Raw genomic sequence first — 22,890 nt, forward strand, 5'->3', positions numbered from 1 at the left:
ACCTCTTATACTCCTAGATGGGGAAAAGCGGCAAAAGGTTGCAGACTCGCGCAAATTAATTGCAATTTTAAAAGTTAGCCGCGCAGCAGCGACTCCGCACCGTCCACAAAAATCTCCGTCCCCGTAACATGGAACGACTCATCCGAGGCCAGGAACAGCACCAGATTCGCGACCTGCTCCGGCTTGCCGGGAGCCTGCTCCAGCGGATGGCTGCCCTCCGGAAATTCTACCGGAATTTTTACTTCCTCCAGAGCATCGCTCTTATAAGTATTATCGTCAATTTTCGTATCTATAGCCCCCGGGCAGACTGCATTCACGCGAATCGCGTACTGGGCCAGCTCAAGCGCCGCCATTTTCATAAAAGCAACCTGTCCTGCCTTGGAGGAAGCATATGCCGCCGCACCCACATTGGAGAACACCCGGTTGCCGTTAATTGAGCTGGTGATGATAATGCTGCCGCCGTGTTCCTTCATTAATGGAACGGCATATTTCACGGTGGTGAAGGTGCTGCGCAGATTGGTGTTCAGCGTCTCATCCCACTCATCCACGGTAAGCTTCTCAATCGGGGCCATCGTCCCGTGCTGAAAAATTTCAAAAGCCTTCCGGCGCGTCAGTAACTTAATACCCGCATGACCCAGTATGAACCACTCACAGCAGGGCTCCGGCGTTGATCTAAGCTGCAGTTTCGCAGTACACTTAAGCGATGAGAGCGCTATTATCACTTTTAATATAGAACTGGAGAACAATAGATGAATCAGCAGCAACGCGTACAGCGGATGAATATCGGGATTTTTGCCCATGTCGATGCCGGGAAGACGACGACTACGGAGCATCTTTTATATGAAAGCGGACGGATTCGCGCACTCGGCAGTGTAGATAGCGGCACAGCTGTGACTGATTCGATGGAAGTGGAGCGGCAGCGGGGCATCTCGGTGCGGGCGGCGCTGGCCTCTTTTAGCTGGCGGGGCGTGCAGGTGAACCTGGTCGATACGCCGGGCCATGTCGATTTCCTGTCTGAGGTGGAGCGGAGCCTGCGGGTGATGGACTGCGCGGTGCTGATCCTCTCGGCGGTCGAAGGCGTACAGGCACAGAGCGAGATGATCTGGAATGCGCTGCGCAAGCTGGGGATTCCTACGCTGATTTTTGTCAATAAAATGGACCGGACCGGCGCGGACCCTGAAGCGGTGCTGGCACAGGCGCGGACCTATCTGTCTGGTGACATTATCCCGGTGCAGCAGCCGCTTGGTTCGGAGCAGGATTATAAAGGTGCGGCCGATCTGTGGTCCGGTGAGGCAGAGGCGGATGCGCGGACTGAGCTGCTGGAGACACTGGCGGAACGGGATGAGTCGCTGCTGGAGCTGTACATGGCGGGCGGAGAGCCGGATCTTCTTTATTGGAAAAAATACATGCAGACCGCCGCTGCCGGCGGGCGGCTGTTCCCGCTCGTATACGGAGTTGCAGCCAAGGGAATCGGCATTACAGAGCTGCTGGATGCAATGACCGACTATTTCCCGCGGGCCGGGGGAGATGCGGAGCAGCCGGTGTCCGGCATTGTCTACAACATCCAGCGGGACAAAAGCATGGGCCGGATGGCCTTTGTCCGTCTGTATGAGGGGACCATCCGCAACCGTGACACGGTAACGAATTACTCCCAGGAGACAGAGGCCAAAGTAACGCAGATCCGCAAGGTGGAAGGCGGCCGTACCGAGGATGTCGGCGCGCTTGAAGCCGGCGACATTGCGGTAGTCTACGGCCTGTCCGGCGTGCGGATCGGCGATGTGCTGGGCCGGCCGGATGCGGTTCCGCAGGAGACGAAGCTGGCTGTGCCGCTGCTGACCGTGCGGGTGTTCTGGGATGCAGACATGGACGACCACAAGGTCATCGCTGCACTGCAGGAGCTGGCAGATGAAGATCCGCAGCTTGGCGCGGAGTGGCTGCCGGAGGAGCGTGAGCTGCACATCAAGGTGATGGGGCCGATCCAGCTGGAGGTGCTGGACAGCGTAATGCAGAGCCGGTACGGCCTGAAGGTCACCTTCGGCCAGCCGTCGGTGATCTACAAGGAAACGCCGCGCGCAGCAGGCGAGGGCTATGTCGCCTACCTGATGCCAAAGCCGTGCTGGGCGATTCTGCGGTTTCATATTGAGCCCGGCCCGCCGGGCAGCGGTCTCGTATACGAATCGGTCGTGCGAAGCTCCGATCTGCTGCCGCAGTACCAGAACGAGACGGCGCGCCGTGTACCCGAGGCGCTGCAGCAGGGATTGTACGGCTGGGAGGTCACCGACCTGAAGGTGACGCTGGTGGAGGGGAACCATCATGTGTGGCATACGCATCCGCTGGATTTTGCGGTCGCTACGCCGATGGGGCTGATGGACGGGCTGAACCGGATTGGCACCCGGCTGCTGGAGCCGATCCTGGCCGTGCGCATCGCCCTGCCGGAGGAGAACGCCGGCCGCGTGATGAACGACCTTGTGCAGATGCGCGGCAGCTTCGAACCGCCGGTGCTGCAGGGCGAGCGGATGGTCATCGAAGGCCGGCTGCCGCTGGCTACGTCACTGGATTATCCGGTGACGCTCAGCTCCTACACGAAGGGGCGCAGCACCTTTGCATCCGCTTTTGCCGGCTACGAGCCGTGTCCACCGGACGTTACCGCCGAGCGTACGCGCCGCGGTGTGAATCCGCTGGACCAGGCGAAGTATATTTTGAGTGTACGGAAGGCTTTACAGGGGTGAAGCAGTTTAAGCTGTCATGTTAAAAGCTGGTGCGTAAACCTCACCCCAAACCTGCAAACCGGCGCCGTATATCCACTCTGACGCAATCCGAGCTGACGGATAAGTGTATTCTGTGCAACTAAAAACCTGAAAAGTAACATATTTCTGTAGTTAACTGCATTTTGTACAACTAAAAACAGTCAAAAGTCAGAATTTCCGCGAAAATCGTTATTTTAATGGTACAGAATGCAGTTATATAGCAAATTAGCTCCAATATCCCAACTTTAGTTGTACAGAGTGCAGCTATTCGGAATCCATCAAAAGAAGAGGGTAAAACACATCTCTTTCAGGCACCCTATATGTTGCAGCTTTACATAAAAGGGAGTAGCCGCGACTTCTGCCTTCCATTTATATAGTAGAAAATAATGGCTGTAAGGGCTCTTCAGAGCACAAACTGGACTGTGGCTATAAAGCTGCATTTATCGACTAGATTCGCCAGCTTTCGTCAAATACTTTGCCGGTTTACCTTGACACAGTGTATATGCCATGCCATAATGTTTCAGACTAAAAGACTATGATAAGTTGGACATCATCTGACAGAATGATTGTTCCGTTACTAAACGAGGGGGAAGTTATAATGATGAAAAAGAAATTTGTACCAGGTGTTCTGACCTTGTTGCTGGGTGCAGTAATTGCAGGTTGCGGAAACAATAATGCAGCTGATTCCGGAGCGAAAAACAATGCTGGGGCAGACGTAAAGACTATCACTGCTGCAACGAGCGGAGTGAGCAATCCTTTCAGTTATGAAAAGGACGGTCAGCTGACAGGTTACGATGTAGAAGTTATGAAGGCTGTTTTCGAAGGTCTTCCCGAATATAAATTGGATGTACAAGCTATTGAATTTGAAGGCATTCTGACTGGTCTTGATAACGGGCGTTTCCAGCTCGGCGCGAACAACTTCAGCTCTAATGAAGAAAGACGCAGCAAATACGATTTCTCTCTGCCGATCATTGAGAATGCCAATGTATTCGTAGTACGCAAGGATGACGAGACGCTCAAGTCCGTTGAAGATCTGAAAGGCTATAAGGCTGTAACAGAAGTAGGGAACTCCGGCGCAACACTGCTTGAGAACTATAATGAAGCGCACCCGGATGCCAAAGCAGAAATCATGTACACTGACGAGAACTTCGTGAAGCAGTTCGAAGGAATCGAAGCAGGCAAGTACGATGTGCGCATCATTTCCCGCGTATCTGCTGAAAAAGCGATCAAAGAGCACGGCTTTACCAACCTGAAGGTTGTTTCCTTCTCCACCGAGAATAGTGATCCAGGTTCTTACATCCTGTTCTCTAAGTCCCCAGACAGTACACTGCTCGATGCAGTCAACAATAGAATCAAAGAAATGTATAACGACGGCACATTGCTGAAAATCAGCGAAGAACAGCTGGGCGGCGACTACCTGCCTAAAAAAGAGCTAATGGAGTAACAGCAGAAAGGTGATCGTATGAAATTTCTAGTCTCGGGAGATGCATTATTTTCCAGCAGTAATTTGTATAAGACGATGGACCCGGAGCTGCTTGCAATTTTGCAGGGAGCCGATGAGGCCTTTACCAATGCAGAGTTTGTAACACCAAGACGGAATACAGCTCCGGCTGCAGGCCGCGGTTATCAGACAAGCGTGCGTCCGAAGGCGCTGGATGAATTCAAGCATTTGAATATCCGTTATGTCAGCTTTGCGAATAATCACACGGGTGATTATGGGGTTGAGGGCATGGTCGATACCATTGAAGAAGCAGAAGCGCGCGGACTATTCCCTTTGGGGGTTGGCATGAGTCTGCATGATGCCCGTAAGCCGGTATTTATTGATACACCAGACGGACGGATTGCCATTATCACCATTGATGTGACGAGAAGTGAGGTCTTTGCAGCCTCTAATCCGGGTAACGGGGTTCCGGCCCGTCCGGGCGTTAACCCGCTCCGCTGGTCGCGTACGTATGTCGTGAACGATCAGGATTTTGCCGCTTTAAAAGAAATCAGTGAACGGATCGGCATTGCTCCAAGTATGGAGGAAGGCAAGCGGATCGAGACCTATAAGAGCAAATCGGAGAATCACTATGAGTTCGGCTCCCTGTTTGAAGGCTATTTAACCTTTGAAAAGGGAGAGCATTCCCGGGTCAAAACGGCAGCGCATGAGCAGGATCAGCAGGAAATCTTCCGTACGATCCGGGACGCGCGGGAACGTGCTGATTACGTGTTTGTCAGTCTGCATACGCATGAAGGGGAGAATGAGAACTGGTACTCCGATTATCCGGCAGAGTTCATAGAAACCTTCGCACGGGGTGCAGTGGATGCAGGAGCGAGCTGTGTATTCGGACATGGTTCCCACTTCACAAGAGGCGTGGAGCTGTACAAGGGCCAGCCTATTTTCTACAACCTGGGCAGTCTGTTTATGGAGTTTGAGGCGGGAGAGTCGATTGTATCTCCAGAGATGTTCACCGCCTACGGTTATGCGGAGAATGAATCTCCGTCTACCCTGCACAAGAATAGAACCAAGGATAGTGAAGGGAACTGGCAAGGCTTTTACAGCGACCGTAAATTCTCGGAGAACTTCCTGGTTATGTTCGATTTAAGCGTAGAGGACAACCGGTTTGATTACCATCTGATTCCGATTGATCTTAGACTGACCCACCCGACGGTGACCAAGCGCGGGTTGCCTGTATTAGCTTCCGAGGAAGCGGCTGCCTCCCTGGTTAAACGGCTGAATGCTGTAAGCCAGGAACGGTATCGGACAGAAATTACTTACGAAGGTGAGCGTTTAACCGTCAAAAAACGTAAATAACTGCGTCACGTTAATTCATCGTGGAAGGAAGTAAATCTGCATGGGAGAGATTTTTGATATAAACGCGGTGTTCACATCCATTCCTCTTCTGTTAGAGGTCCTTCCTGTGAGTCTGCAAATCACTGTCATTTCAATGATAGTCGGCCTTGTGTTTGCTTTGCTGTTTGCGATTATCCGGATGAAAAAAATCCCTGTGCTAAGCCAGCTGGTCACTGTTTTTATCTCATTTATACGGGGAACGCCTATCATCGTACAGCTGTACCTTACCTATAACGGGATCCCGCTGTTTCTGAAGTTCATTAATCAGGAGTATGGGACAGATTACAATATCAATGCCGTACCGGCGATGCTGTTTGTCCTGGTTACCTTCGCATTTAATGAAGCGGCCTACAATTCGGAGACCATCCGCGCTGCACTGCAATCGGTGAATAAAGGCCAGATCGAGGCTGCTGAATCGCTGGGGATGACCTATCTTCAGGTGCTGAAAAGAGTCATCATGCCTCAAGCGCTTGTTGTAGCTATTCCTCCGCTCGGCAATGCCTTAATTGGACTACTAAAGGGAACTTCCCTGGCCTTTGTTGCCGGTGTAATCGAAATGACCGCTAAGGGTAAAATAATCTCAGGCAGCAACTTCCGCTTCTTCGAGGTATATCTTGCACTCGCCATTATTTATTGGGTCATGACTATTATTATTGAACAGATCCTCAGATACATGGAGAGAAAATTCTCTATTCCGGACTCCGCACAAGCCGTGAACCGCGGCGGCTGGTTTTCCTGGGGAAGGAGAGGAATCTGATGATCAAGGTAAGTAACTTATCCAAGTCCTTTCATGGCAATCTGATTCTGGATGATCTTTCGGTCGAGATTGAAAAAGGGGACGTAGTCGCCCTGATCGGTTCCTCCGGTGCAGGTAAATCCACCTTTCTGCGTGCCTTGAACTGCCTGGAGCAGGCGGACAAGGGTGTGCTGGATCTCGAAGACTTCAAGGTCGATTTCAGCACGATTACCAACAAGCAGCGGCTGGAGCTGCGGAAGCAGACGGCCATGGTCTTTCAGCATTTCAACCTGTTCCAGCACCGGACCGCACTGGATAACGTCAAGGAAGGCCTGAAGATTGTCAAAAAAATGAATGACCGCGAAGCCGCACAGATTGCCCTGGAGCAGCTGGAGCAGGTGGGGCTCTCGGACCGGTCTCATTATTATCCGAAGCATCTGTCCGGCGGCCAGCAGCAGCGTGTGGGCATTGCCCGCGCACTGGCGATGAAGCCGAAGCTGCTGCTCCTGGACGAGCCTACCTCAGCGCTTGACCCTGAGCTGGTTGGCGAGGTGCTTCAGACGATCAAAAAGACCGCAGCCACCGGCCAGACGATGATTCTCGTTTCGCATGAAATGAGCTTCGTATATGAGGTGGCGAGCAAAGTGCTCTTTTTGGACAAGGGGAAAATCGTGGAGGAAGGCACGCCGGATCAGGTATTCAATCATCCCAAATCCGAGCGGGCCAAGGAATTCCTGCACAACTATTTCCGCAATAAAACCGGCAATCAGTAAGATCAGCTTGTTTAGAAGAAGAACCCCGGAGAACGCGTGAAATTGCGCTTCCCCGGGGCTTTTTTTGTAAAGGAAAAGAAACGAATAATAATTAAATTGGTAAATATTATAAATGTAGTATTAACTGCTGAAGAAACATGTACCAAATGAAATTTCATGTTTGTGCGGGTGCAAAAAGGATTATAAAGTAAGAAGGGACATACCAAGATTGTGTTGGCCGGAAAGTGTGAGTCGTGCTGAATAAAGTATATTCTTTTAGAGATGAGGAGATTGCACATGATCATTCTTGGAACTATCGTTGCAATTGTAACCGCTATCATTATATCCTCCTTCCTTGGCCCCTACGGACTGTTCACGATGCTTGCTGTTGGTTTTGGTTTCCTGTTCAGCATTCACGCCCGGCTCCGGGAGGTACAGAGTGACCTGAAGCAGATTAAGCAGCACCTGGGAATCGCGGAGGCAAAAGAAACTGTCGTGAGTAATGAGGAGATCGAGGCGGAGCTGGAGCGGGAGATGGTGGTGGTTAGGGAGTGATGGTTTAAAATAATGAGTGCGTGCTCTCCGTGGATGGAAAATGGAGGGGGCGCACTTTTTTTTTGTGGATCTCCTAGTGCTGTGTAACAACCCGTTCTGTAAATCACACACTGGGCTTATGTGCATATAATTGAGGATATAAATGCTAATATTATGGAGGTTAAGCTCATGTATAAGGTTTATCCGTATTGGTTTAGAGCACAATTCGTCCCTGTTTGGGCCACTTCAACACAAGATGCACTCGAATTAATGAAGAGTTCCGTACAAGGTGAACGAAATGATGAGCTATTTTATGATCAGCTCATTAAGCTAGCTCCGAACCAAGAACAGGTTGAAGTTATTACGGCTATTCGGAACGATGAAAGAGGACACAATCAAATGTTTCGACAAATGTATAGGGAACTAACAGGTCATGAAGTAACGGGAAATAGCAATGAGGCTCCAGAAAAGGTTGATTCTTATATTGCCGGGTTGCAAAAAGCCTTTCAGGGTGAATTATCTGCAGTTGAAAAATACCGAAAGATATGGTTCGGCCTCCCGTACGGCATTTACAAGGATACTTTGTATGGAATTATTCTCGATGAACAAAAACATGCGGCTAAATATGATAATCTGTTACTACAAAACTTAACTGTAAAACAGTAATAATCATTTGGACAGCACTTCATAAATTCACAGATCCTTATACTGCGCGGAGATGTTCCCCTCTTACGGGGAGTGATGCAGACCTTATTGAATCGTACATCTACTCCCCGGCCTTCTTCCGCGCCCTGAACCGCCGCACCTTCATCAAATTCCCGCACATTTTATCATCACAGTACCGTTTCGAACGGTTACGCGTATCATCGTAGTACACCCAGAGACAGTCCGGATTGTCGCAGATACGGATGCGGGACAGTTCCTTCTCCAGCACAGCCTCGGCAAAAGAGGCGGCGATCTCGGCCATGATCTGTTCCCAATCACTGCGCTGGGGGAGGAGGACGAGCTCTGGAGACTTGCCGGGGGGAGTGACAATTTGCCGGATAACCGGACCAGCCGTCATATAACTGTTCAGCTGGTCAAGCAGTGTCTGATCCGGGGCAACTCCCTGTACAAGCTGCTGGACCTCCGTCCACAGCAAGCTACGCAGCTGTTTAAGGTGTTGTAACTCCTCTTGCGTTGCCGGTGCAGCTGCCGGTAGCCCATGCCGTTCCAGCCATTCTGCCAGCCACTGCGGATCGTCCAGACGGTCGCGGTCACCACTGCGGTCGCCAGTCCGCCAATCCCGCCAATAACTGTTAATGAAATCATCCCAAAGCATGGTTTATCCCTCCTCCCGCCATTCATTGTTCCCTTGATTGTAACAGTTAAAACTAAGTATTGCTAGTTACTTGATTCAGTTTTGGAGTTGTGCTATATTTTCGTTGTAACTGTTATTAGTTTATTTAAGTGGTTACAGAATGATGCACTAACTATTGAAGGACAGACAGCAGAGTAAACATACTAAGAACTTTACGTTAACCATTTATTAAACCCATAGGAGGTCTATCATGCAAAACAAAATCAGTGAGGTATTGCTCGAAAACTGGGATTATGCCATGGACACCGAGGACTGGGCGCCGCCGCTGAGTGATGCTCTGGAGGGTGTAAATGCCGAGCAGGCGGCCTGGAAGCCGGGGGAAGCGGGCAACTCGATCTGGGAGACGGTTAACCATCTGACTTACTACAAAGAGCGTCTGTTACGCAAGCTTAAGGGGCTGGAACAGCTTCCAGACCTGGAAAACAACGATGCCACATTTACCGTTACGGAGAGCGGGGAAGAAGCCTGGACACAGGCCGTTACCAAGTTGAAATCGGTACATGCTTCCTTGCGTGAGATTATCGAAGCCCTCGAAGAAGGCGCGTATGACTGGGGCGGCTCCGGACATGCTCCGGGTGAAGAAGTAATGAGCCTGATCCTGCATGACTTTTACCATACCGGACAAATTGTATTGATCCGCAAGCTGCAGGGCTCGTGGCCGTCTACACGCAGTTTTAACTAGGTTGACCTTATCCCAAAAAAATAGCCGCATCTCCCGCCATTAAAGTACTTTCCCAGGCGCTGTGAGGTGCGGTTGTTTGTTTCAACTTCAAAAATCCGGGGTTAATGGATGTCATAACAGTTCAAATTTGAAGGGAGAGATTGATGATGGAACCGAATTACAAGGACAGAAGTGTCGAGGTCGAACGCACGGAGGTACGCAAGCACTCGGATTCCAGCGCTGTCGCATCCACCTTTATTAAATACGCTGCCTACATTATTATTATCTTCGGAATATTATTCTTCCTGGTACGGTACGTTTTCCCGATGTTTTAATTAAAAGGGGAGTAAGTACTCACCACAGTGCCACATGCCGATCTCAGCTATGCCCCTTACGGTACGTTTAATCAAAAAGCCGCGCCTACCTGAGGGTAGACACGGCTTTTGCTTTTTGAACTATAAATCCCGTTGAGCGAATTCACGGGTCTCCCCGGAGTTTCGATAAAAGAACCAGCATTCATTCAGCATTTTGATCTGGCGCCGGTCTTTTTTGAAATAAGCCTTCATTAATTGATTGCAGAGCCACTGCGGCAAGTGTACCCCTCCTCTAAGCATGCATCCTATGTACAGATAGCATATGGGTTAAGGTGCCTAAAGGTGCGGCAGCGGTTGACAATTTGGCTCGTCCGGCTCTTATAAGAAAGATTAGTGCACGCCTTCTTCTTCCTCTTCGTACCACTGCTCTAATTGTGCCTGCAGGGCACGGATCTCTGTCAGCAGCGAGATGAGCGGGTATTCCTTCTCCTGTATGGAGGCAAAAGCGCTCTCCAGCCGGTTAATATAACCCAGCCCCGACTCCAGCACATCCCCTTCACGCAAAAGCTCAAGCGCGTCACACTCCGCAACCGCCAGTGGCAGATCCGGCACATTGTCGGCGGTCAGCTTGGCAATTTCCTTGTTCAGGCGCAGATTAAGCGCACTCAGCTGGTACGCGTACTCCTCAGGCATTTCTACAAACTGCAGTTCCTGGTGCTGCTGCAAAATCACATACCGCATTTTCGGCATTTTCTGTGTCTCCCTCCGTACTTGTCTTCCTTCTTGACAGTGTAGCCTATGAGCAAGTTACAATTCAAGAGGTGATGTTATTTTTGCACCGTTAAAAAGGAGGCGGACGCTACGTCTGGTACAAGCATCAGTATGAGCAATGAGGAGCTGCAGCAGTGGATTGAGCGGATATCGCTCAGCAGCTTCGGCGTGCCGTTCCGGCACAAAGCCAGCTTTAACGGCAGACTGACGACAACGGGCGGGCGGTATTTTACCAAAAGCCATAATATAGAGATTAATCCGCAGCAGCTTGCCATTCATGGGCATGAGGAGACGGAGAAAATCATCAAGCATGAGCTCTGCCACTACCACCTGCATCTGGCGAAGCGCGGATATATGCACAGGGATGCCGATTTCAAAAGCCTGCTGGCCAAAGTCGGCGGGAGCCGCTACTGCCAGACACTGCCGGGGGCTAAAGCACGTAAGCCGCAGCCTTACCGGTACAAGCTGGTGTGTACTGCCTGTGATATGGAATATCCCCGCAAGCGGCGGGCCGATCCGGCACGCTACCGCTGCGGCAAATGTGCCGGCAAGCTCAAGCTGCTGACACTGGAAGCCGGAAAATAATTCGTTACTTAATAACCAGGCCCAGCAGTCCGGCAAAAGAAGCTGCCTGATCTGCAGAGATAATGCAGCCAGGCAAATCTTCGATGTCCACCTGCAGCCCGCTGAATTCACAGCTGCTCAGATCGGTGTCCTTCAGCTTAACTCCGGCCATGACAGCCTGATCGATTGTGCAGTCTTCGAATGAGACCTTCTGAAAGTCTGCCTGATAATAATCGGCGCTGTTCAGCGAGCATTGCGAGAAGCCGATAAGCTTAAGCTTGCCGAACCGGAAGCTGGAGAAATCGCAGAGCGAGTCAATCACAGAGACATTCTGGAAGCGGGCGCGGGTAAAGTCGGTGCCGATCATTTTGCATTGTCTGAACTCGGTACGGTGGACGAAGGCCTCACTGAAATCTACATTAGAGAGGTCGCAGTTCTCAAAGACCACATCCGTCAGCTCGATGGCGCGGAGGGTGGATTCGCTGATGGTCACATTTTTAAATAATACCTTGTCAAAAGAGACCTTCTCCGCCTCCTGATACTCCAGTTGAATATCGCTGATCTGGCAGCGGCTGTATTCCTCTTTGGTCTGCAAGGCATCTATATGCTGCGGTGGTAAAAGAGCGGGATCGGGGATTTTCGGGAATTCAATCTTTTCGGTTTTATCACTTTTGTTCTTCATGTATGCCCTGCCTCCAAGGTAACAAATGTTTATAAATGAAGATTACCTTCATCTGGTAATCATTATGCGGTAAACTCTCGCGTGAATGCAAACAAACATTCTGTGCTGGATGCTGCCAGAGAAACATAAAAGCGGAGCAAATAAAGAGACAAAGAGAGGAAAACGGAAATGAAGACGATTAAAAGCATGATGGATCATTTGTACTGGGCGGACGGACGCATCGTGGAAGCGCTCGAGGATAGTGAGACGACGAGCAAAGACCTTCTGAAGCTGGTTCGGCATGTTGCGGTTGCGGAAGGGGTCTGGTTGTCCCGATTGCAGGGTAAGGGCAGTGCGCAGTATTCATTGTGGGAGGATGCGGAGGACGTGGCGGCGATTCGGACGATGTTCGAAGAAAACGCAGAGCGATATCGGGTGTACATCGCAGGGTTGGAGGAATCCGGCTTAGATGAGATGATCGACTATGCGAACCAGAGCGGACTTCCGTTCCGGACGTCCGTCCAGGATATTCTGCTGCAGGTCCTTTTGCATGGGCAATATCACCGGGGGCAGATTAACCGGGCGCTGCGGGGCGAATCAGCAGAGCCTGCTCAAGTTGATTACATCACGTTTGCGAGACTCTGACGGGATCTTAATAAAGGCACGCTTAAAAAACGGGCAGTCAAAATGTAAAGTGGCTGAGTTTAAACATGGTGAAAACCAGCTCTAAAGCGAAAAGAGAAAAGTGGCTTAAGCAAATAAAGAATAAATTCGCGACCATGCAGCCCGCTGCCTTATTTGAGTTGTCCCATCCCCAAATTTACCCGGTAATTCCCGAACTCCAGCAGCTCATCCAAAAAAGCATTCAGCTCCCCCTGATCCTTCAGCCGCACACGCATCCAGTAGCAGCCTTCGCCGCTGACCCGGTGCAGCTCAATTACACTATCATGGTTTTTGGCAAAATGCTGAAAAGGAGGGTGTGCGGCGTTCGAGCTCAAAAATACGGTGACAAAAGCAAGTATGCTCTGTCCGATTTTGACCGGGTTCCAGCGCACGGTATAGCCTTCGATGATCTCCAGCTCCCGCATTCTGCGGATACGCGCGCCTACGGCCTGTCCGGTCATATGCACCAGCACCCCGATGTCTTTATGGCTAAGTGTAGAATCCTCGATAAGGTATTGCAGGATACGGAAATCGGTATCGTCGATAAGATGGGAAGTCATAGTAGGTTAATCCTTTCCGGATGAAAGTAGAATCGGCTGATCTGTTTCGCGCCGCAATGTATTGTACAGCGCAGAGCTTCTATAATGAATTGTAGCAGAAGTCAGACTGAAGAAAGAGGGTTTCCCATATGAAAATCCAACTGATCCGCAATGCCGCCCTTTGGCTGCAATATGGTGGTCTTACGTTCCTGATTGACCCTATGCTTAGCGAACAAGCGGCCAACCCGCCTATCATCAACACGGCTAATGACCGCAGAAATCCGCTGGTTCCGCTGCCCGGTCCGGCAGAGAAGTGGCTGAATCCCGATGTTGTGCTGGTAACCCACCTTCATCAGGATCACTGGGATGCTGCTGCCGTTTCGCTTTTGGCGTATGACCTGCCTGTGTTGTGTCAGGAAGGGGATGAGGACCGAATCGGCGGGCAAGGCTTTACGAATGTTACTGCGGTGCCTGATGACAGGCCGCTGGTTGTCCAAGGTGTGACTTTAACACGAATAGGCGGTCAGCACGGTACAGGAGAGATCGGGGAGCTGATGGGTAAGGTGTCCGGTTTTATTTTCCGGGCAGAGGGTGAGCCTGTGCTGTATTTGGCGGGGGATACGATATGGTGTGAAGAAGTCGAGCAGGCTCTGGAACAGCATAGTCCCGGGACGGTTATTGTGAATGCCGGAGGTGCACGCTTTGTGACAGGAGGGCATATTACGATGGATGAGCAGGATGTTGTAGACGTTTGCCGCCATGCGCCGGAAGCTGCAGTCATCGCAGTTCACATGGAAGCTATTAATCACTGCCTCGTAACCCGGGACATGCTTAAAGATCGTCTGGCCGAAGAAGGAATGCTGGAGCGTGTAAGCATTCCTTTGGACGGGGAGTACTGCAATCCGCTTAGATAAAAGCCATAATGGCATTCCAATGTAACCGTTCTAAAAAAAGTCTGTGCCGCCGCTTGACGGGAACCCGAAATCATGATAAATTATTTCTTGTTCATGTAATGTTCCCTGATAGCTCAGTTGGTAGAGCACTCGACTGTTAATCGAGTTGTCACAGGTTCGAGTCCTGTTCGGGGAGCCATTCTTGGAGAGATACCCAAGTGGCTATAAGGGGACCCTCTGCTAAGGGGTTAGACTGCGTAAGCGGTGCGAGGGTTCGAATCCCTCTCTCTCCGTCGGAATACAGAAATGAAGCTCCCGGTTTTCCGGGGGCTTTTTTTGTGCTTGTTTAAGTTAATGCTACGGGGTACACAAATTTGATTTGTTAAAGTTTCGTGTCTTATGTCAGCTATTCTCACCGAAAACTACAGTAAACTATATAAAGATACAGAATACTAATAATGCAAACCGTTTTTCCTTTAATCAGTTGAAGAACTGCTGCTGTGAAGAGACAAATGTTATATTTTTTACGGAAAAATAAAGTATTGTATTAGAAAAGGAACTGAAATTCAAAAGAATCATCCTCGAAAATCCTCTGTTTTTCTCCGTTTTACTCCTGATTTCAAGGAAATACAGGAGTATATAACTCATAACTTACATTTTGTGTTATGTAATATAACTCATTATTTCGAAAATTATATTAAAACCTTGTATTTATTAGTGACGAATTCAAAAGTGTGTGTTAGTATAAATGACATCTTATAAGAAAAACAGATTGGGAGACAGAGAAAGGGGAATTTTAATTAATATGGGGAAAAGGGGATGGCGATGGAGTACTTCATTCAGCAACTAATTAACGGAATTTCCGTAGGCAGCATTTACGCTCTGATCGCCCTTGGCTACACAATGGTTTACGGGATTATCAAGCTGATCAACTTTGCTCACGGCGATGTGTTTATGGTCGGCTCGTTTATCGGACTGTACAGTGCCAGGTTTCTGGCTAATGCCGGACTGCCTCCGGTGCTGGTACTTCTGCTGTCGCTGATTATCTCGATGACGATGAGCTCGCTGCTTGGGATTACCATTGAACGGCTGGCGTATAAGCCGCTGCGCAAGTCCACGAGAATTGCTGCACTTATAACGGCTATCGGCGTATCATTCCTGCTGGAGTATATCGGAGTGCTTATCCTGGGGCCGCAGGCCAAGGGGTTCCCGGATATTATGGAGAAGAAGCAGTATCAGCTGTTCGGAAGCTCCATTCAAGTCGATTCCAATCAGGTCATGATTCTGATAACCACTATCGTCCTGATGATTATTTTGCAATATATCGTACGTTACACTAAGACCGGCAAGGCAATGCGGGCTGTATCGTTTGATATGGAAGCGGCGCGGCTGATGGGGATCAACGTTGACCGTACCATCTCGGCTACCTTTGCCATCGGATCTGCGCTTGCTGCAGCCGCCGGTGTAATCTTCGGTATGACTTACAATTCCGTTGATCCGTTAATGGGCGTAACACCGGGACTTAAAGCTTTTGTAGCGGCAGTACTGGGAGGAATCGGAAGCATTCCGGGCGCGCTTGTCGGCGGATTGCTGCTGGGAACAGTGGAGACTGAAATTTCGTCGCTTGGTTATTCATCCTGGCGTGACGGTGTTGCCTTTGCCGTGCTGATTCTGATCCTGATCTTCAAACCATCCGGGCTGTTCGGTAAGAATGTCCGGGAGAAAGTGTAGGTGGGGGGCAGCATGAAGAAGCTGAATAAGAAATTCTGGCTGGGCATTATCGTTGCCCTTGCGTTCTATGGTATCGTTCAAGTTCTTCTAACAACGGGAATATTTAATGATGTAACAAGGTCAATGCTGCTTTTGGTTGGCGTTAATGTCATGCTGGCGGTTTCGCTTAACCTGATTAACGGGATTACAGGGCAGTTCTCGATCGGGCACGCCGGCTTTATGTCTGTTGGCGCTTATACTTCAGCTATTCTGACGCTTGATTACAACGTACCGTTTGTGCTGGCTATTATTGCGGGCGGCATCGTAGCGGCGATCTTCGGGGTGCTGATCGGGATGCCTACGCTTCGGCTCAACGGCGATTATCTGGCGATTGCTACACTGGGCTTTGGTGAGATCATCCGGATTGTTTTGCTGAACACTGAATATGTGGGCGGCGCTTCCGGTCTGAGCGGTATTCCGGCAAAAACAACCTGGACGATCATTTTCCTCTTCACCTTGTTCACGGTTGTTCTTATCAATAACTTTATCCGTTCTACACATGGCCGTGCCTGTCTGGCAATCCGCGAAAATGAAATTGCCGCTGAAGCTATGGGGATTAACACCACCATGTACAAGGTTATCGCTTTTACCATCGGCGCGTTGTTCGCAGGGATGGCGGGCGGTTTATCGGCACACACGTTCTACGTTATTACTCCCGGCAGCTTCAACTTCCTGAAATCATTCGAAATTCTGGTCATGGTCGTTCTTGGGGGACTCGGCAGTACGGCGGGTTCAATTGTAGGAGCGGTATTCGTTACTCTGCTCTACACTTATCTGCGTGAATTCCCGGAATGGCGGATGATTATTTATTCCATCGTGCTGATCATGATGATGATTTTCCGTCCAAGCGGCCTGCTCGGCAAAACTAAACTCAATTTCGGCAAGCTCGGTAAAAAGGAGGCCAAAGCAAATGGCAGCATCGACAGCAGTACTCCTTGATGTCAAGGGAGCCAGCCGTTCCTTCGGAGGCCTCAAGGCGCTGAGTGAAGTTTCCCTTTATATTAACAAAGGGGAACTGATCGGTCTGATCGGACCGAACGGCGCCGGCAAAACAACACTGTTTAACCTGTTAACCGGGGTGTACCCGCCCTCTACCGGTAAGATTCTGCTCAATAATGAATCGGTAGGCGGCATGAAGCCTTTTAAAATCAATCACAAAGGTGCGGCGCGCACGTTCCAGAACATCCGGCTCTTTACGGCTATGACCGTATTGGAAAATGTCAAAATCGCCTTTCACCAGCATGCCAGACATTCCTTGTTCAGCTCTATGCTCCGTCTGCCGAAGCACTTCAAAGGTGAAGAGGAAATCACGCAGAAGGCGATGGATATTCTCAAAATTTTTAATCTCGCTGATCAGGCCCAGGAAACCGCCGGCAACCTCAGCTATGGTAATCAGCGCCGTCTGGAAATCGCCCGGGCGCTTGCTGCCGGACCCAAGCTGCTGCTGCTCGATGAACCGGCGGCTGGTATGAACCCGAATGAAACCCGGGACCTGATGAATCTGATTGCCTGGATCCGTGAAGAATTTGATCTGACCATTCTCCTGATCGAGCATGATATGTCGCTGGTGATGGGGGTTTGCAACCGGATCTATGTCCTGGACCGCGGAGTCCTTATCGCCGACGGAACGCCGGTGGAAATCCGGAACAATCCGAAGGTTATTGAAGCGTATTTGGGACAGGAGGCGTAAAGGCGATGCTCACAGTACAGGGAATCAACGTTTACTACGGTGCCATTCATGCATTGAAGGATCTCAGTATCCAAGTGAATCAAGGGGAAATTGTAACGCTGATCGGTGCCAACGGCGCCGGAAAGTCAACATTGCTCAAGACGCTGTCCGGGCTGCTTAAGCCTAAAACAGGGAGCATTGAATTTCTGGGCAAATCCGTTACCGGCCAGAGTGTCCAGGCGATTGTCAAAGACGGGCTGATTCATTGCCCTGAGGGACGGCGCGTGTTCGCCAATATGTCAGTGGAAGAGAATCTTGAGCTCGGAGCTTACCTGCAGGACGGCAAAAGTCTTACCGCCGATTTCGAGAGGGTCTACAGCATGTTTCCGAGGCTGCTTGAGCGCAAGAAGCAGCAGGCCGGAACGCTGTCCGGCGGGGAACAGCAGATGCTGGCCATGGGCCGCGCCATTATGGGCCATCCCAAGCTGCTTTTGCTGGATGAGCCGTCGATGGGGCTTGCTCCGCTGCTGGTACAGGATATTTTCAAAATCATACAGGAAGTCAATGCGGCCGGAACAACCGTCCTGCTGGTTGAACAGAATGCCCATCAAGCGCTTAAGATTGCCCACCGCGCCTATGTGCTGGAAACCGGAAGAGTGGTTCTGGAGGGGGACGCCAAGGAACTTGCGGATTCGGAAGAGATCAGGATGGCCTATCTCGGCCACTAGATAGATTTATCTCAAGCATCACAGATCCAACACATAGAAACTATAATATTTGGGAGGCTGGGAGAAACTATGAAAAAAATTGGGGCCATTATTTTGTCAACAGTACTGACTGCGGTATTAGCGGCAGGCTGCGGCAACAACACAGAGAACAGCACGAACTCTGCAAGCGGCGGAAATGCTGCCGGGGACACCATCAAAATCGGGGCCAACCTAGAGCTAACAGGCGGCCAGGCTTCTTTCGGCGACTCCGCATCCAAAGGTGCTCAATTGGCTGTAGCGCAGATCAATGCGGCGGGCGGTATTCTGGGCAAACAGCTTGAGCTGGTTATTGCCGACAATGCCTCGAAATCCGAGGAAGCAACACAGGCGGCACAGAAGCTGATCACCAACGATAAAGTAGTTACGATTATCGGCGCATCCACCTCCACGAATACACTGGGTATCGTTCCGGTTGCTACCGAGAAGAAGATTCCGCTTGTAGCTGTTGGTGCTACCAACCCTAAGGTTACTGTTGACGAGCGCAGCGGCGATGTGAACGAATGGGTATTCCGCGCAGCCTTTATCGATCCTTTCCAGGGTGAAGTTATGGCTAACTTTGCAAGCAACAACCTCAGTGCTAAAACAGCAGTAATTTATACCGATACTTCAAGTGACTACTCCAAGGGTCTGCAGAAATTTTTCGAGGAAACCTTCAAGGCTAATGGCGGGGAAATTCTGAGCCAGGAATCCTATCAGCAGAAAGACTCCGACTTCAAAGCGGTTCTGACCCGTATCAAAGCAGCTAATCCGGATGTTATCTATCTGCCGGGCTACTATGAAGAAGTAGGTAAAATCGTAAAACAGGCCCGTGAGATGGGTATCACTGTACCGTTCCTGGGCGGAGACGGCTGGGATTCCCCGCAGCTGGCTGAAATTGCCGGTGCCGCAGCACTTGAGAACACTTTTATGTCCAACCACTATTCACCTGAAGATACGGCTACAGAAGTAACTACATTCGTTGATGCTTACAAAGAAGCTAATGGCGGTGCAGTACCTGACGGTATGGCGGCTCTCGGTTATGATGCGCTTAAGCTGGTTGCCGATGCGATCACCCGTGCAGGCGAAGCTGACCCGGCGAAGATCAAGGATGCTCTGGCAGCAACGAAAGATCTGCAGCTGGCTACAGGTAAAATCACCCTGAACGAAACCCATGACCCGGTTAAAGCGGCTGTCGTGCTGAAATTCGTTGATGGTGTTCAGACTTTTGAAGCTAAAGTTAATCCTTAAGCGATTCCTCCGCATATAATGTGGGGAATGAATAATGGACTCTATAGAGGAAGGCTCCTTTGCGGGCCTTTCTTTTGTCATCCTTAATGGAGGAGGAATGGTCATGATTATCGGAGTGCCAAAAGAGATCAAAAACAACGAAAACCGGGTAGCCCTGACCCCTGCCGGTGTAGAGGCCTTATGCAAAGCAGGCCATAAGGTGCTGATAGAGCAGTCGGCCGGTGCGGGCAGTGGCTTTAGTGACAGCGAGTATGTGGGAAAAGGGGCACTGGTGTATGCTGCGGCTGCTCAAATATGGAGTGAGGCCGAAATGGTGCTCAAGGTGAAAGAACCTCTGCCTGAGGAATACGGTCATTTCCGCAAAGGGCTGATTCTGTTTACTTATTTGCACCTTGCGCCTGAAGCGGAGCTTACTAAAGCACTGGTGGATGGGGGAGTTACCGCTGTAGGCTATGAAACAATCCAGCTTACAGACGGCTCGCTGCCGCTGCTGATCCCGATGAGTGAGGTTGCCGGCCGGATGGCGGTGCAGATTGGAGCAAGACTGCTGGAAAAGCCGCAGGGCGGCAAGGGTGTTCTGCTCAGCGGTGTACCCGGTGTACAGCCTGGTGAGGTGGTTATCGTGGGCGGCGGAATCGTAGGCACTAATGCGGCCAAGATGGCCCTTGGTTTAGGTGCGCGCGTTACTGTGCTGGATAATAATGCTGCCCGGCTTCGCTATCTGGATGATATTTTTGGCGGGCGTCTGATTACTGTCATGTCGGACTCCTATCATCTGGAGCAGGCCGTTCACAAAGCAGATTTGCTGATCGGTGCTGTGCTTATCCCTGGTGCCCGTGCACCCAAGCTGGTAAAAGAATATATGGTGCAGCAGATGAGTGAGGGCTCTGTCATAGTAGATGTGGCAATCGATCAGGGAGGTTCTATTGAGACGATCGACCGCACGACTACCCATGAGAATCCGACTTATGTAAAGCATGGTGTTGTGCATTATGCGGTAGCCAATATGCCCGGTGCGGTGGCCCGGACCTCCACGCTTGCCCTTACCAATGTAACAGTGCCCTATGCGCTGCAGATTGCAAACTCGGGCATTCACAAGGCAGTGCTTGATAATCCGGCGCTGGCCCGCGGGCTTAATGTAGTTGCCGGTCATGTCACGAATGCGGCGGTAGCCAAGAGTCTCGGCTATGAACCAATCGACGGAGCAGAGGCCTTGGCGGCAGATGGCGGATAAATCGTTTGAAATCCCAAGCATTCTCTTGCGCATTGCAGAGCTTAGACGGGAGGGACAGTTTTTGATTATTGCATCTAATTAATCCGTCGCCTCCCGGATGGCCAGTCGATTAATTTTTATTGAAAAAAGTACTTGTCAAAGTGGAAAGAGTTTGATATACTCATTTTTGTTGTGGTAAACACAATTGATCAGCAAGGCCCGTTGGTCAAGGGGTTAAGACACCTCCCTTTCACGGAGGTAACAGGGGTTCGAATCCCCTACGGGTCACCATATGCGGTAGTGGTGGAATGGCAGACACGCTATCTTGAGGGGGTAGTGGGCGTATGCTCGTGGAGGTTCGAGTCCTCTCTACCGCATAATAAAAGGAACGAAGACCTTGATTATCAAGGATTTTCGTTCCTTTTGCTTTATGGACAGAAAGATAAGATTTACTGGTTCAGGACTCCCGCATATTGCGGGTAGAGCTGGCGGATGCAATCCGGGCAGATGTCGTGAGTAAACTGCAGGGAGAGCTGTAATTGCAGGAAACGTTCAACCGTAATCCATTCCTCCTTGCTGCCGCGGACAGACTTGCAGGAGGCGCAGATGGGCACCAGACTGCCGGAAATACGGCGCGGACGCAAAGGGTGATAGCCGCGGACCTGATCATGCTGATGCAGCTCAGCGGGCCCCTTGTCATGCAAGGAGAGAACGAGCAGCTGGATTCCAGAAGAGCGTTCTGTAAACAGCGGAAAAGCATCCAGACTAAATAAGCGGTCGCTCAGGGCAGGGGTATGAAGAATAAATTCAGATCGGGAAATCAGGCGCCCGCCCTGAAGGATATCCTGTATCGCATTATCGAGCGCTGTGAGCTGGACAGGGATGGCGATCCACTCCTCGAAAAGCTCAAGGTAATGGATTCCGGTTACCCTGGCCGCCGGGGATAAACCGCTGCGCTCCAAATAGGCGCTCCACTGTTTGTTGATAAACAAGATGAAGCCGGTACTGTCCATCACAAGCGCATTATGTGTAACAGTGTTTAAAGAAGAGATAAGGGATGAAGATAAGCTTAATGGCAAGGTTATCGCTCCTTGGATGCTTGCAGGATAGGTAGTCAAGACGGAGGCAGGTTCAGAAGCTCAGATACTTGGCGCCGGTAACGCTCGGCTTTTCGTGTACCATGAATCAGATTGGACAGGCGATAAGGCGGGATGCCGTACAGTTCACAGAATCTCTTCTGATCCAGCTGCATTTCTGTCAGCCGCTGCTTGATCGCCCAGCCATAGGGAGTTACAGGACGCTTGCTGTTCAACAGACTTCACCTCTTATCGACTATCCAGTCGTATGATATAATCAGCTGAAACTAATAATAACCAATTATAAACTTTTTTACGTCATTTTACAATATAAATAACGTATTTGCGTCAAAAAATGCTGTGAAAGGCGGTCGAACGATGCAAACCATATATAACCGTATAGAAGATCTGATCAAGCAAAGGGGGATTACGAAAAAATCCTTTTGTGAGCAGCTCAATATCAGCTTAGGCAATTTTGGGGACTGGAGAAGCGGGAAGTCCACGCCGGGAACCCTTCATCTGATCAATATCGCTGAATTTTTCCATGTAAGCCTGGATTGGCTCATGCTTGGCAAACAGACTGCCGATAAGGTCCGTGAAGAAGGAGAGGCGTATTTGTCTGCCCAAACGCGGCAACTGAGTTGCCAAAGTGAAGAGTTGCTGCCCAAAGAGCAGGAGTTTATCAAGGAATACATAGCGTTCACCCGGTACCGCAGGCAGATGCAGGAAGAAGAAAATTCCTGAGCAGGTGTCTTTACAATTGCCGCAAACCAGTTTATAATATTGAATGTTGACCTCAGACAAAGCTTTAACTTTGCAACACACCGCGCGGTAGTGGTGGAATGGCAGACACGCTATCTTGAGGGGGTAGTGGGTGTATACCCGTGGAGGTTCGAGTCCTCTCTACCGCATAACAATTTGTACAGAACAACAGGGCAGTGATTCTTGAGCAATTAAGAATCACTGCCCTGTTGTTTTTATTAAGGAGTGACCGTCAAATCTCCTGGAGGCTCCATGTTTCCTTACTATTACAAAGGCGGGGAAAATACACTGTTTGAAATACGGCAGCTTTCATTCGAACAGTGAACTTTTGTTTAGCTTGATGAAAGCGGAGGAAGGTAAGACGTGGCTGATCGA

General features: G+C 50.2%; 26 protein-coding genes, 5 tRNA genes and 1 pseudogene. 24 read left to right on the forward strand and 8 right to left on the reverse strand.

Annotation, left to right across the window (positions count from 1 at the left end; all coding sequences use genetic code 11):
- Nucleotides 1-74: 74 nt before the first annotated feature.
- Nucleotides 75-581, reverse strand: a pseudogene (locus NST84_RS05565) (SDR family NAD(P)-dependent oxidoreductase); the annotation flags it as partial.
- Between the two features lie 168 nt (nucleotides 582-749).
- Here NST84_RS05565 and NST84_RS05570 point away from each other — a divergent pair.
- From NST84_RS05570 to NST84_RS05600, 7 genes are all read left to right on the forward strand, one after another.
- The gene (locus tag NST84_RS05570; RefSeq protein WP_342564637.1) at nucleotides 750-2,729 is read left to right on the forward strand and encodes a translation factor GTPase family protein; all 1,980 of its coding nucleotides are present in this window, start codon (nucleotides 750-752) and stop codon (nucleotides 2,727-2,729) included.
- Nucleotides 2,730-3,345: 616 nt separating this feature from the next.
- Complete coding sequence (locus tag NST84_RS05575) at nucleotides 3,346-4,191, forward strand: transporter substrate-binding domain-containing protein (RefSeq protein ID WP_342564638.1); 846 nt, start codon at nucleotides 3,346-3,348, stop codon at nucleotides 4,189-4,191.
- Between the two features lie 18 nt (nucleotides 4,192-4,209).
- Nucleotides 4,210-5,544: a CapA family protein gene (locus tag NST84_RS05580; RefSeq protein ID WP_342564639.1), complete on the forward strand. Its 1,335-nt coding sequence runs from the start codon at nucleotides 4,210-4,212 to the stop codon at nucleotides 5,542-5,544.
- Between the two features lie 40 nt (nucleotides 5,545-5,584).
- Nucleotides 5,585-6,340: an amino acid ABC transporter permease gene (locus tag NST84_RS05585; protein WP_342564640.1), complete on the forward strand. Its 756-nt coding sequence runs from the start codon at nucleotides 5,585-5,587 to the stop codon at nucleotides 6,338-6,340.
- Nucleotides 6,340-7,092 carry an amino acid ABC transporter ATP-binding protein gene (locus NST84_RS05590; protein ID WP_342564641.1) on the forward strand — a complete coding sequence of 251 codons (753 nt, stop codon included), beginning with the start codon at nucleotides 6,340-6,342 and terminating at the stop codon, nucleotides 7,090-7,092. Before NST84_RS05585 ends, NST84_RS05590 begins: the two co-directional genes overlap by 1 nt.
- Before the next feature lie 276 nt (nucleotides 7,093-7,368).
- Nucleotides 7,369-7,626, forward strand: coding sequence for a hypothetical protein (locus NST84_RS05595; protein WP_342564642.1), 258 nt, complete (start codon nucleotides 7,369-7,371; stop codon nucleotides 7,624-7,626).
- A 168-nt stretch (nucleotides 7,627-7,794) separates the two neighbouring features.
- Nucleotides 7,795-8,271, forward strand: coding sequence for a ferritin-like domain-containing protein (locus NST84_RS05600; protein ID WP_342564643.1), 477 nt, complete (start codon nucleotides 7,795-7,797; stop codon nucleotides 8,269-8,271).
- Nucleotides 8,272-8,371: 100 nt separating this feature from the next.
- On the opposite strand, the gene NST84_RS05605 is transcribed toward NST84_RS05600, so the two are convergent.
- Entirely contained in the window at nucleotides 8,372-8,926 is a 555-nt protein-coding gene (locus NST84_RS05605; RefSeq protein ID WP_342564644.1) for a CGNR zinc finger domain-containing protein, read from the reverse strand.
- 229 nt (nucleotides 8,927-9,155) lie between these two features.
- On the opposite strand from NST84_RS05605, the gene NST84_RS05610 reads away from it, so the two are divergent.
- Nucleotides 9,156-9,647: a DinB family protein gene (locus NST84_RS05610; protein WP_342564645.1), complete on the forward strand. Its 492-nt coding sequence runs from the start codon at nucleotides 9,156-9,158 to the stop codon at nucleotides 9,645-9,647.
- Nucleotides 9,648-9,793: 146 nt separating this feature from the next.
- The gene (locus NST84_RS05615; protein ID WP_342566561.1) at nucleotides 9,794-9,961 is read left to right on the forward strand and encodes a hypothetical protein; all 168 of its coding nucleotides are present in this window, start codon (nucleotides 9,794-9,796) and stop codon (nucleotides 9,959-9,961) included.
- A gap of 120 nt (nucleotides 9,962-10,081) precedes the next feature.
- On the opposite strand, the gene cmpA is transcribed toward NST84_RS05615, so the two are convergent.
- Both cmpA and NST84_RS05625 read right to left on the reverse strand, forming a co-directional pair.
- On the reverse strand, nucleotides 10,082-10,219 hold the full coding sequence (gene cmpA / locus NST84_RS05620) for a cortex morphogenetic protein CmpA (RefSeq protein WP_342564646.1): 138 nt from the start codon (nucleotides 10,217-10,219) through the stop codon (nucleotides 10,082-10,084).
- A 111-nt stretch (nucleotides 10,220-10,330) separates the two neighbouring features.
- On the reverse strand, nucleotides 10,331-10,690 hold the full coding sequence (locus NST84_RS05625; RefSeq protein ID WP_090715390.1) for a hydrolase/acyltransferase: 360 nt from the start codon (nucleotides 10,688-10,690) through the stop codon (nucleotides 10,331-10,333).
- Nucleotides 10,691-10,822: 132 nt separating this feature from the next.
- On the opposite strand from NST84_RS05625, the gene NST84_RS05630 reads away from it, so the two are divergent.
- Complete coding sequence (locus NST84_RS05630; RefSeq protein WP_342564647.1) at nucleotides 10,823-11,296, forward strand: SprT family protein; 474 nt, start codon at nucleotides 10,823-10,825, stop codon at nucleotides 11,294-11,296.
- A gap of 4 nt (nucleotides 11,297-11,300) precedes the next feature.
- Here the strand turns inward: NST84_RS05630 and NST84_RS05635 are convergent, their stop codons facing one another.
- Nucleotides 11,301-11,957 carry a pentapeptide repeat-containing protein gene (locus NST84_RS05635; RefSeq protein ID WP_342564648.1) on the reverse strand — a complete coding sequence of 219 codons (657 nt, stop codon included), beginning with the start codon at nucleotides 11,955-11,957 and terminating at the stop codon, nucleotides 11,301-11,303.
- Between the two features lie 168 nt (nucleotides 11,958-12,125).
- Here NST84_RS05635 and NST84_RS05640 point away from each other — a divergent pair, with 168 nt between their 5' ends.
- The gene (locus tag NST84_RS05640; RefSeq protein ID WP_342564649.1) at nucleotides 12,126-12,581 is read left to right on the forward strand and encodes a DinB family protein; all 456 of its coding nucleotides are present in this window, start codon (nucleotides 12,126-12,128) and stop codon (nucleotides 12,579-12,581) included.
- A gap of 149 nt (nucleotides 12,582-12,730) precedes the next feature.
- On the opposite strand, the gene NST84_RS05645 is transcribed toward NST84_RS05640, so the two are convergent.
- On the reverse strand, nucleotides 12,731-13,159 hold the full coding sequence (locus NST84_RS05645) for an Lrp/AsnC family transcriptional regulator (RefSeq protein ID WP_342564650.1): 429 nt from the start codon (nucleotides 13,157-13,159) through the stop codon (nucleotides 12,731-12,733).
- 128 nt (nucleotides 13,160-13,287) lie between these two features.
- Here NST84_RS05645 and NST84_RS05650 point away from each other — a divergent pair, with 128 nt between their 5' ends.
- From NST84_RS05650 to NST84_RS05700, 11 genes are all read left to right on the forward strand, one after another.
- A complete protein-coding gene (locus NST84_RS05650) occupies nucleotides 13,288-14,052 on the forward strand; it encodes an MBL fold metallo-hydrolase (RefSeq protein WP_342564651.1) in 765 nt (254 codons plus the stop codon).
- Nucleotides 14,053-14,154: 102 nt separating this feature from the next.
- A tRNA-Asn gene (locus NST84_RS05655) sits at nucleotides 14,155-14,230 on the forward strand.
- Nucleotides 14,231-14,235: 5 nt separating this feature from the next.
- Nucleotides 14,236-14,324: transfer RNA gene (locus NST84_RS05660), tRNA-Ser, on the forward strand.
- Between the two features lie 532 nt (nucleotides 14,325-14,856).
- Nucleotides 14,857-15,762 (forward strand): branched-chain amino acid ABC transporter permease, encoded by a 906-nt coding sequence (locus NST84_RS05665; protein WP_342566359.1) that lies wholly within the window; start codon nucleotides 14,857-14,859, stop codon nucleotides 15,760-15,762.
- A 12-nt stretch (nucleotides 15,763-15,774) separates the two neighbouring features.
- Complete coding sequence (locus tag NST84_RS05670) at nucleotides 15,775-16,740, forward strand: branched-chain amino acid ABC transporter permease (RefSeq protein ID WP_342564652.1); 966 nt, start codon at nucleotides 15,775-15,777, stop codon at nucleotides 16,738-16,740.
- Entirely contained in the window at nucleotides 16,712-17,491 is a 780-nt protein-coding gene (locus NST84_RS05675; RefSeq protein ID WP_042173550.1) for an ABC transporter ATP-binding protein, read from the forward strand. Before NST84_RS05670 ends, NST84_RS05675 begins: the two co-directional genes overlap by 29 nt.
- Nucleotides 17,492-17,496: 5 nt before the next feature.
- Nucleotides 17,497-18,198: an ABC transporter ATP-binding protein gene (locus NST84_RS05680; RefSeq protein ID WP_342564653.1), complete on the forward strand. Its 702-nt coding sequence runs from the start codon at nucleotides 17,497-17,499 to the stop codon at nucleotides 18,196-18,198.
- 69 nt (nucleotides 18,199-18,267) lie between these two features.
- Nucleotides 18,268-19,464 carry an ABC transporter substrate-binding protein gene (locus NST84_RS05685; RefSeq protein WP_342564654.1) on the forward strand — a complete coding sequence of 399 codons (1,197 nt, stop codon included), beginning with the start codon at nucleotides 18,268-18,270 and terminating at the stop codon, nucleotides 19,462-19,464.
- Between the two features lie 103 nt (nucleotides 19,465-19,567).
- Complete coding sequence (gene ald / locus NST84_RS05690) at nucleotides 19,568-20,698, forward strand: alanine dehydrogenase (protein ID WP_342564655.1); 1,131 nt, start codon at nucleotides 19,568-19,570, stop codon at nucleotides 20,696-20,698.
- A 195-nt stretch (nucleotides 20,699-20,893) separates the two neighbouring features.
- Nucleotides 20,894-20,968 (forward strand) — tRNA-Glu (locus tag NST84_RS05695).
- 3 nt (nucleotides 20,969-20,971) lie between these two features.
- Nucleotides 20,972-21,054, forward strand: a tRNA-Leu gene (locus NST84_RS05700).
- 72 nt (nucleotides 21,055-21,126) lie between these two features.
- Here NST84_RS05700 and NST84_RS05705 read toward each other — a convergent pair.
- Entirely contained in the window at nucleotides 21,127-21,669 is a 543-nt protein-coding gene (locus NST84_RS05705; RefSeq protein WP_342564656.1) for a hypothetical protein, read from the reverse strand.
- A gap of 122 nt (nucleotides 21,670-21,791) precedes the next feature.
- The gene (locus tag NST84_RS05710) at nucleotides 21,792-21,989 is read right to left on the reverse strand and encodes an XRE family transcriptional regulator (RefSeq protein ID WP_342564657.1); all 198 of its coding nucleotides are present in this window, start codon (nucleotides 21,987-21,989) and stop codon (nucleotides 21,792-21,794) included.
- Nucleotides 21,990-22,131: 142 nt separating this feature from the next.
- Between NST84_RS05710 and NST84_RS05715 the strand changes: the two genes are divergently transcribed.
- Nucleotides 22,132-22,497, forward strand: a complete 366-nt coding sequence (locus NST84_RS05715) for a helix-turn-helix domain-containing protein (protein WP_342564658.1) — start codon at nucleotides 22,132-22,134, stop codon at nucleotides 22,495-22,497.
- Nucleotides 22,498-22,581: 84 nt separating this feature from the next.
- Nucleotides 22,582-22,664, forward strand: a tRNA-Leu gene (locus tag NST84_RS05720).
- The last annotated feature ends 226 nt before the right edge of the window (nucleotides 22,665-22,890 follow it).

It is taken from the genome of Paenibacillus sp. FSL R7-0345 (genome assembly GCF_038595055.1).
GTDB lineage: Bacteria > Bacillota > Bacilli > Paenibacillales > Paenibacillaceae > Paenibacillus_AQ.

Excerpts from the sequence above, each read along its gene's own strand:
- NST84_RS05610 (WP_342564645.1), top strand. The coding sequence starts at position 9,156 with ATGCAAAACAAAATCAGTGAGGTATTGCTCGAAAACTGGGATTATGCC.
- NST84_RS05665 (WP_342566359.1), top strand. The coding sequence starts at position 14,857 with ATGGAGTACTTCATTCAGCAACTAATTAACGGAATTTCCGTAGGCAGC.
- NST84_RS05685 (WP_342564654.1), top strand. The coding sequence starts at position 18,268 with ATGAAAAAAATTGGGGCCATTATTTTGTCAACAGTACTGACTGCGGTA.
- NST84_RS05640 (WP_342564649.1), top strand. The coding sequence starts at position 12,126 with ATGAAGACGATTAAAAGCATGATGGATCATTTGTACTGGGCGGACGGA.
- NST84_RS05715 (WP_342564658.1), top strand. The coding sequence starts at position 22,132 with ATGCAAACCATATATAACCGTATAGAAGATCTGATCAAGCAAAGGGGG.
- NST84_RS05570 (WP_342564637.1), top strand. The coding sequence starts at position 750 with ATGAATCAGCAGCAACGCGTACAGCGGATGAATATCGGGATTTTTGCC.
- NST84_RS05675 (WP_042173550.1), top strand. The coding sequence starts at position 16,712 with ATGGCAGCATCGACAGCAGTACTCCTTGATGTCAAGGGAGCCAGCCGT.
- NST84_RS05600 (WP_342564643.1), top strand. The coding sequence starts at position 7,795 with ATGTATAAGGTTTATCCGTATTGGTTTAGAGCACAATTCGTCCCTGTT.
- NST84_RS05680 (WP_342564653.1), top strand. The coding sequence starts at position 17,497 with ATGCTCACAGTACAGGGAATCAACGTTTACTACGGTGCCATTCATGCA.
- NST84_RS05580 (WP_342564639.1), top strand. The coding sequence starts at position 4,210 with ATGAAATTTCTAGTCTCGGGAGATGCATTATTTTCCAGCAGTAATTTG.
- NST84_RS05630 (WP_342564647.1), top strand. The coding sequence starts at position 10,823 with ATGAGCAATGAGGAGCTGCAGCAGTGGATTGAGCGGATATCGCTCAGC.
- NST84_RS05595 (WP_342564642.1), top strand. The coding sequence starts at position 7,369 with ATGATCATTCTTGGAACTATCGTTGCAATTGTAACCGCTATCATTATA.
- NST84_RS05645 (WP_342564650.1), bottom strand. The coding sequence starts at position 13,159 with ATGACTTCCCATCTTATCGACGATACCGATTTCCGTATCCTGCAATAC.
- NST84_RS05605 (WP_342564644.1), bottom strand. The coding sequence starts at position 8,926 with ATGCTTTGGGATGATTTCATTAACAGTTATTGGCGGGATTGGCGGACT.
- NST84_RS05650 (WP_342564651.1), top strand. The coding sequence starts at position 13,288 with ATGAAAATCCAACTGATCCGCAATGCCGCCCTTTGGCTGCAATATGGT.
- NST84_RS05615 (WP_342566561.1), top strand. The coding sequence starts at position 9,794 with ATGGAACCGAATTACAAGGACAGAAGTGTCGAGGTCGAACGCACGGAG.
- NST84_RS05670 (WP_342564652.1), top strand. The coding sequence starts at position 15,775 with ATGAAGAAGCTGAATAAGAAATTCTGGCTGGGCATTATCGTTGCCCTT.
- NST84_RS05575 (WP_342564638.1), top strand. The coding sequence starts at position 3,346 with ATGATGAAAAAGAAATTTGTACCAGGTGTTCTGACCTTGTTGCTGGGT.
- ald (WP_342564655.1), top strand. The coding sequence starts at position 19,568 with ATGATTATCGGAGTGCCAAAAGAGATCAAAAACAACGAAAACCGGGTA.
- NST84_RS05625 (WP_090715390.1), bottom strand. The coding sequence starts at position 10,690 with ATGCCGAAAATGCGGTATGTGATTTTGCAGCAGCACCAGGAACTGCAG.
- NST84_RS05585 (WP_342564640.1), top strand. The coding sequence starts at position 5,585 with ATGGGAGAGATTTTTGATATAAACGCGGTGTTCACATCCATTCCTCTT.
- NST84_RS05590 (WP_342564641.1), top strand. The coding sequence starts at position 6,340 with ATGATCAAGGTAAGTAACTTATCCAAGTCCTTTCATGGCAATCTGATT.
- NST84_RS05635 (WP_342564648.1), bottom strand. The coding sequence starts at position 11,957 with ATGAAGAACAAAAGTGATAAAACCGAAAAGATTGAATTCCCGAAAATC.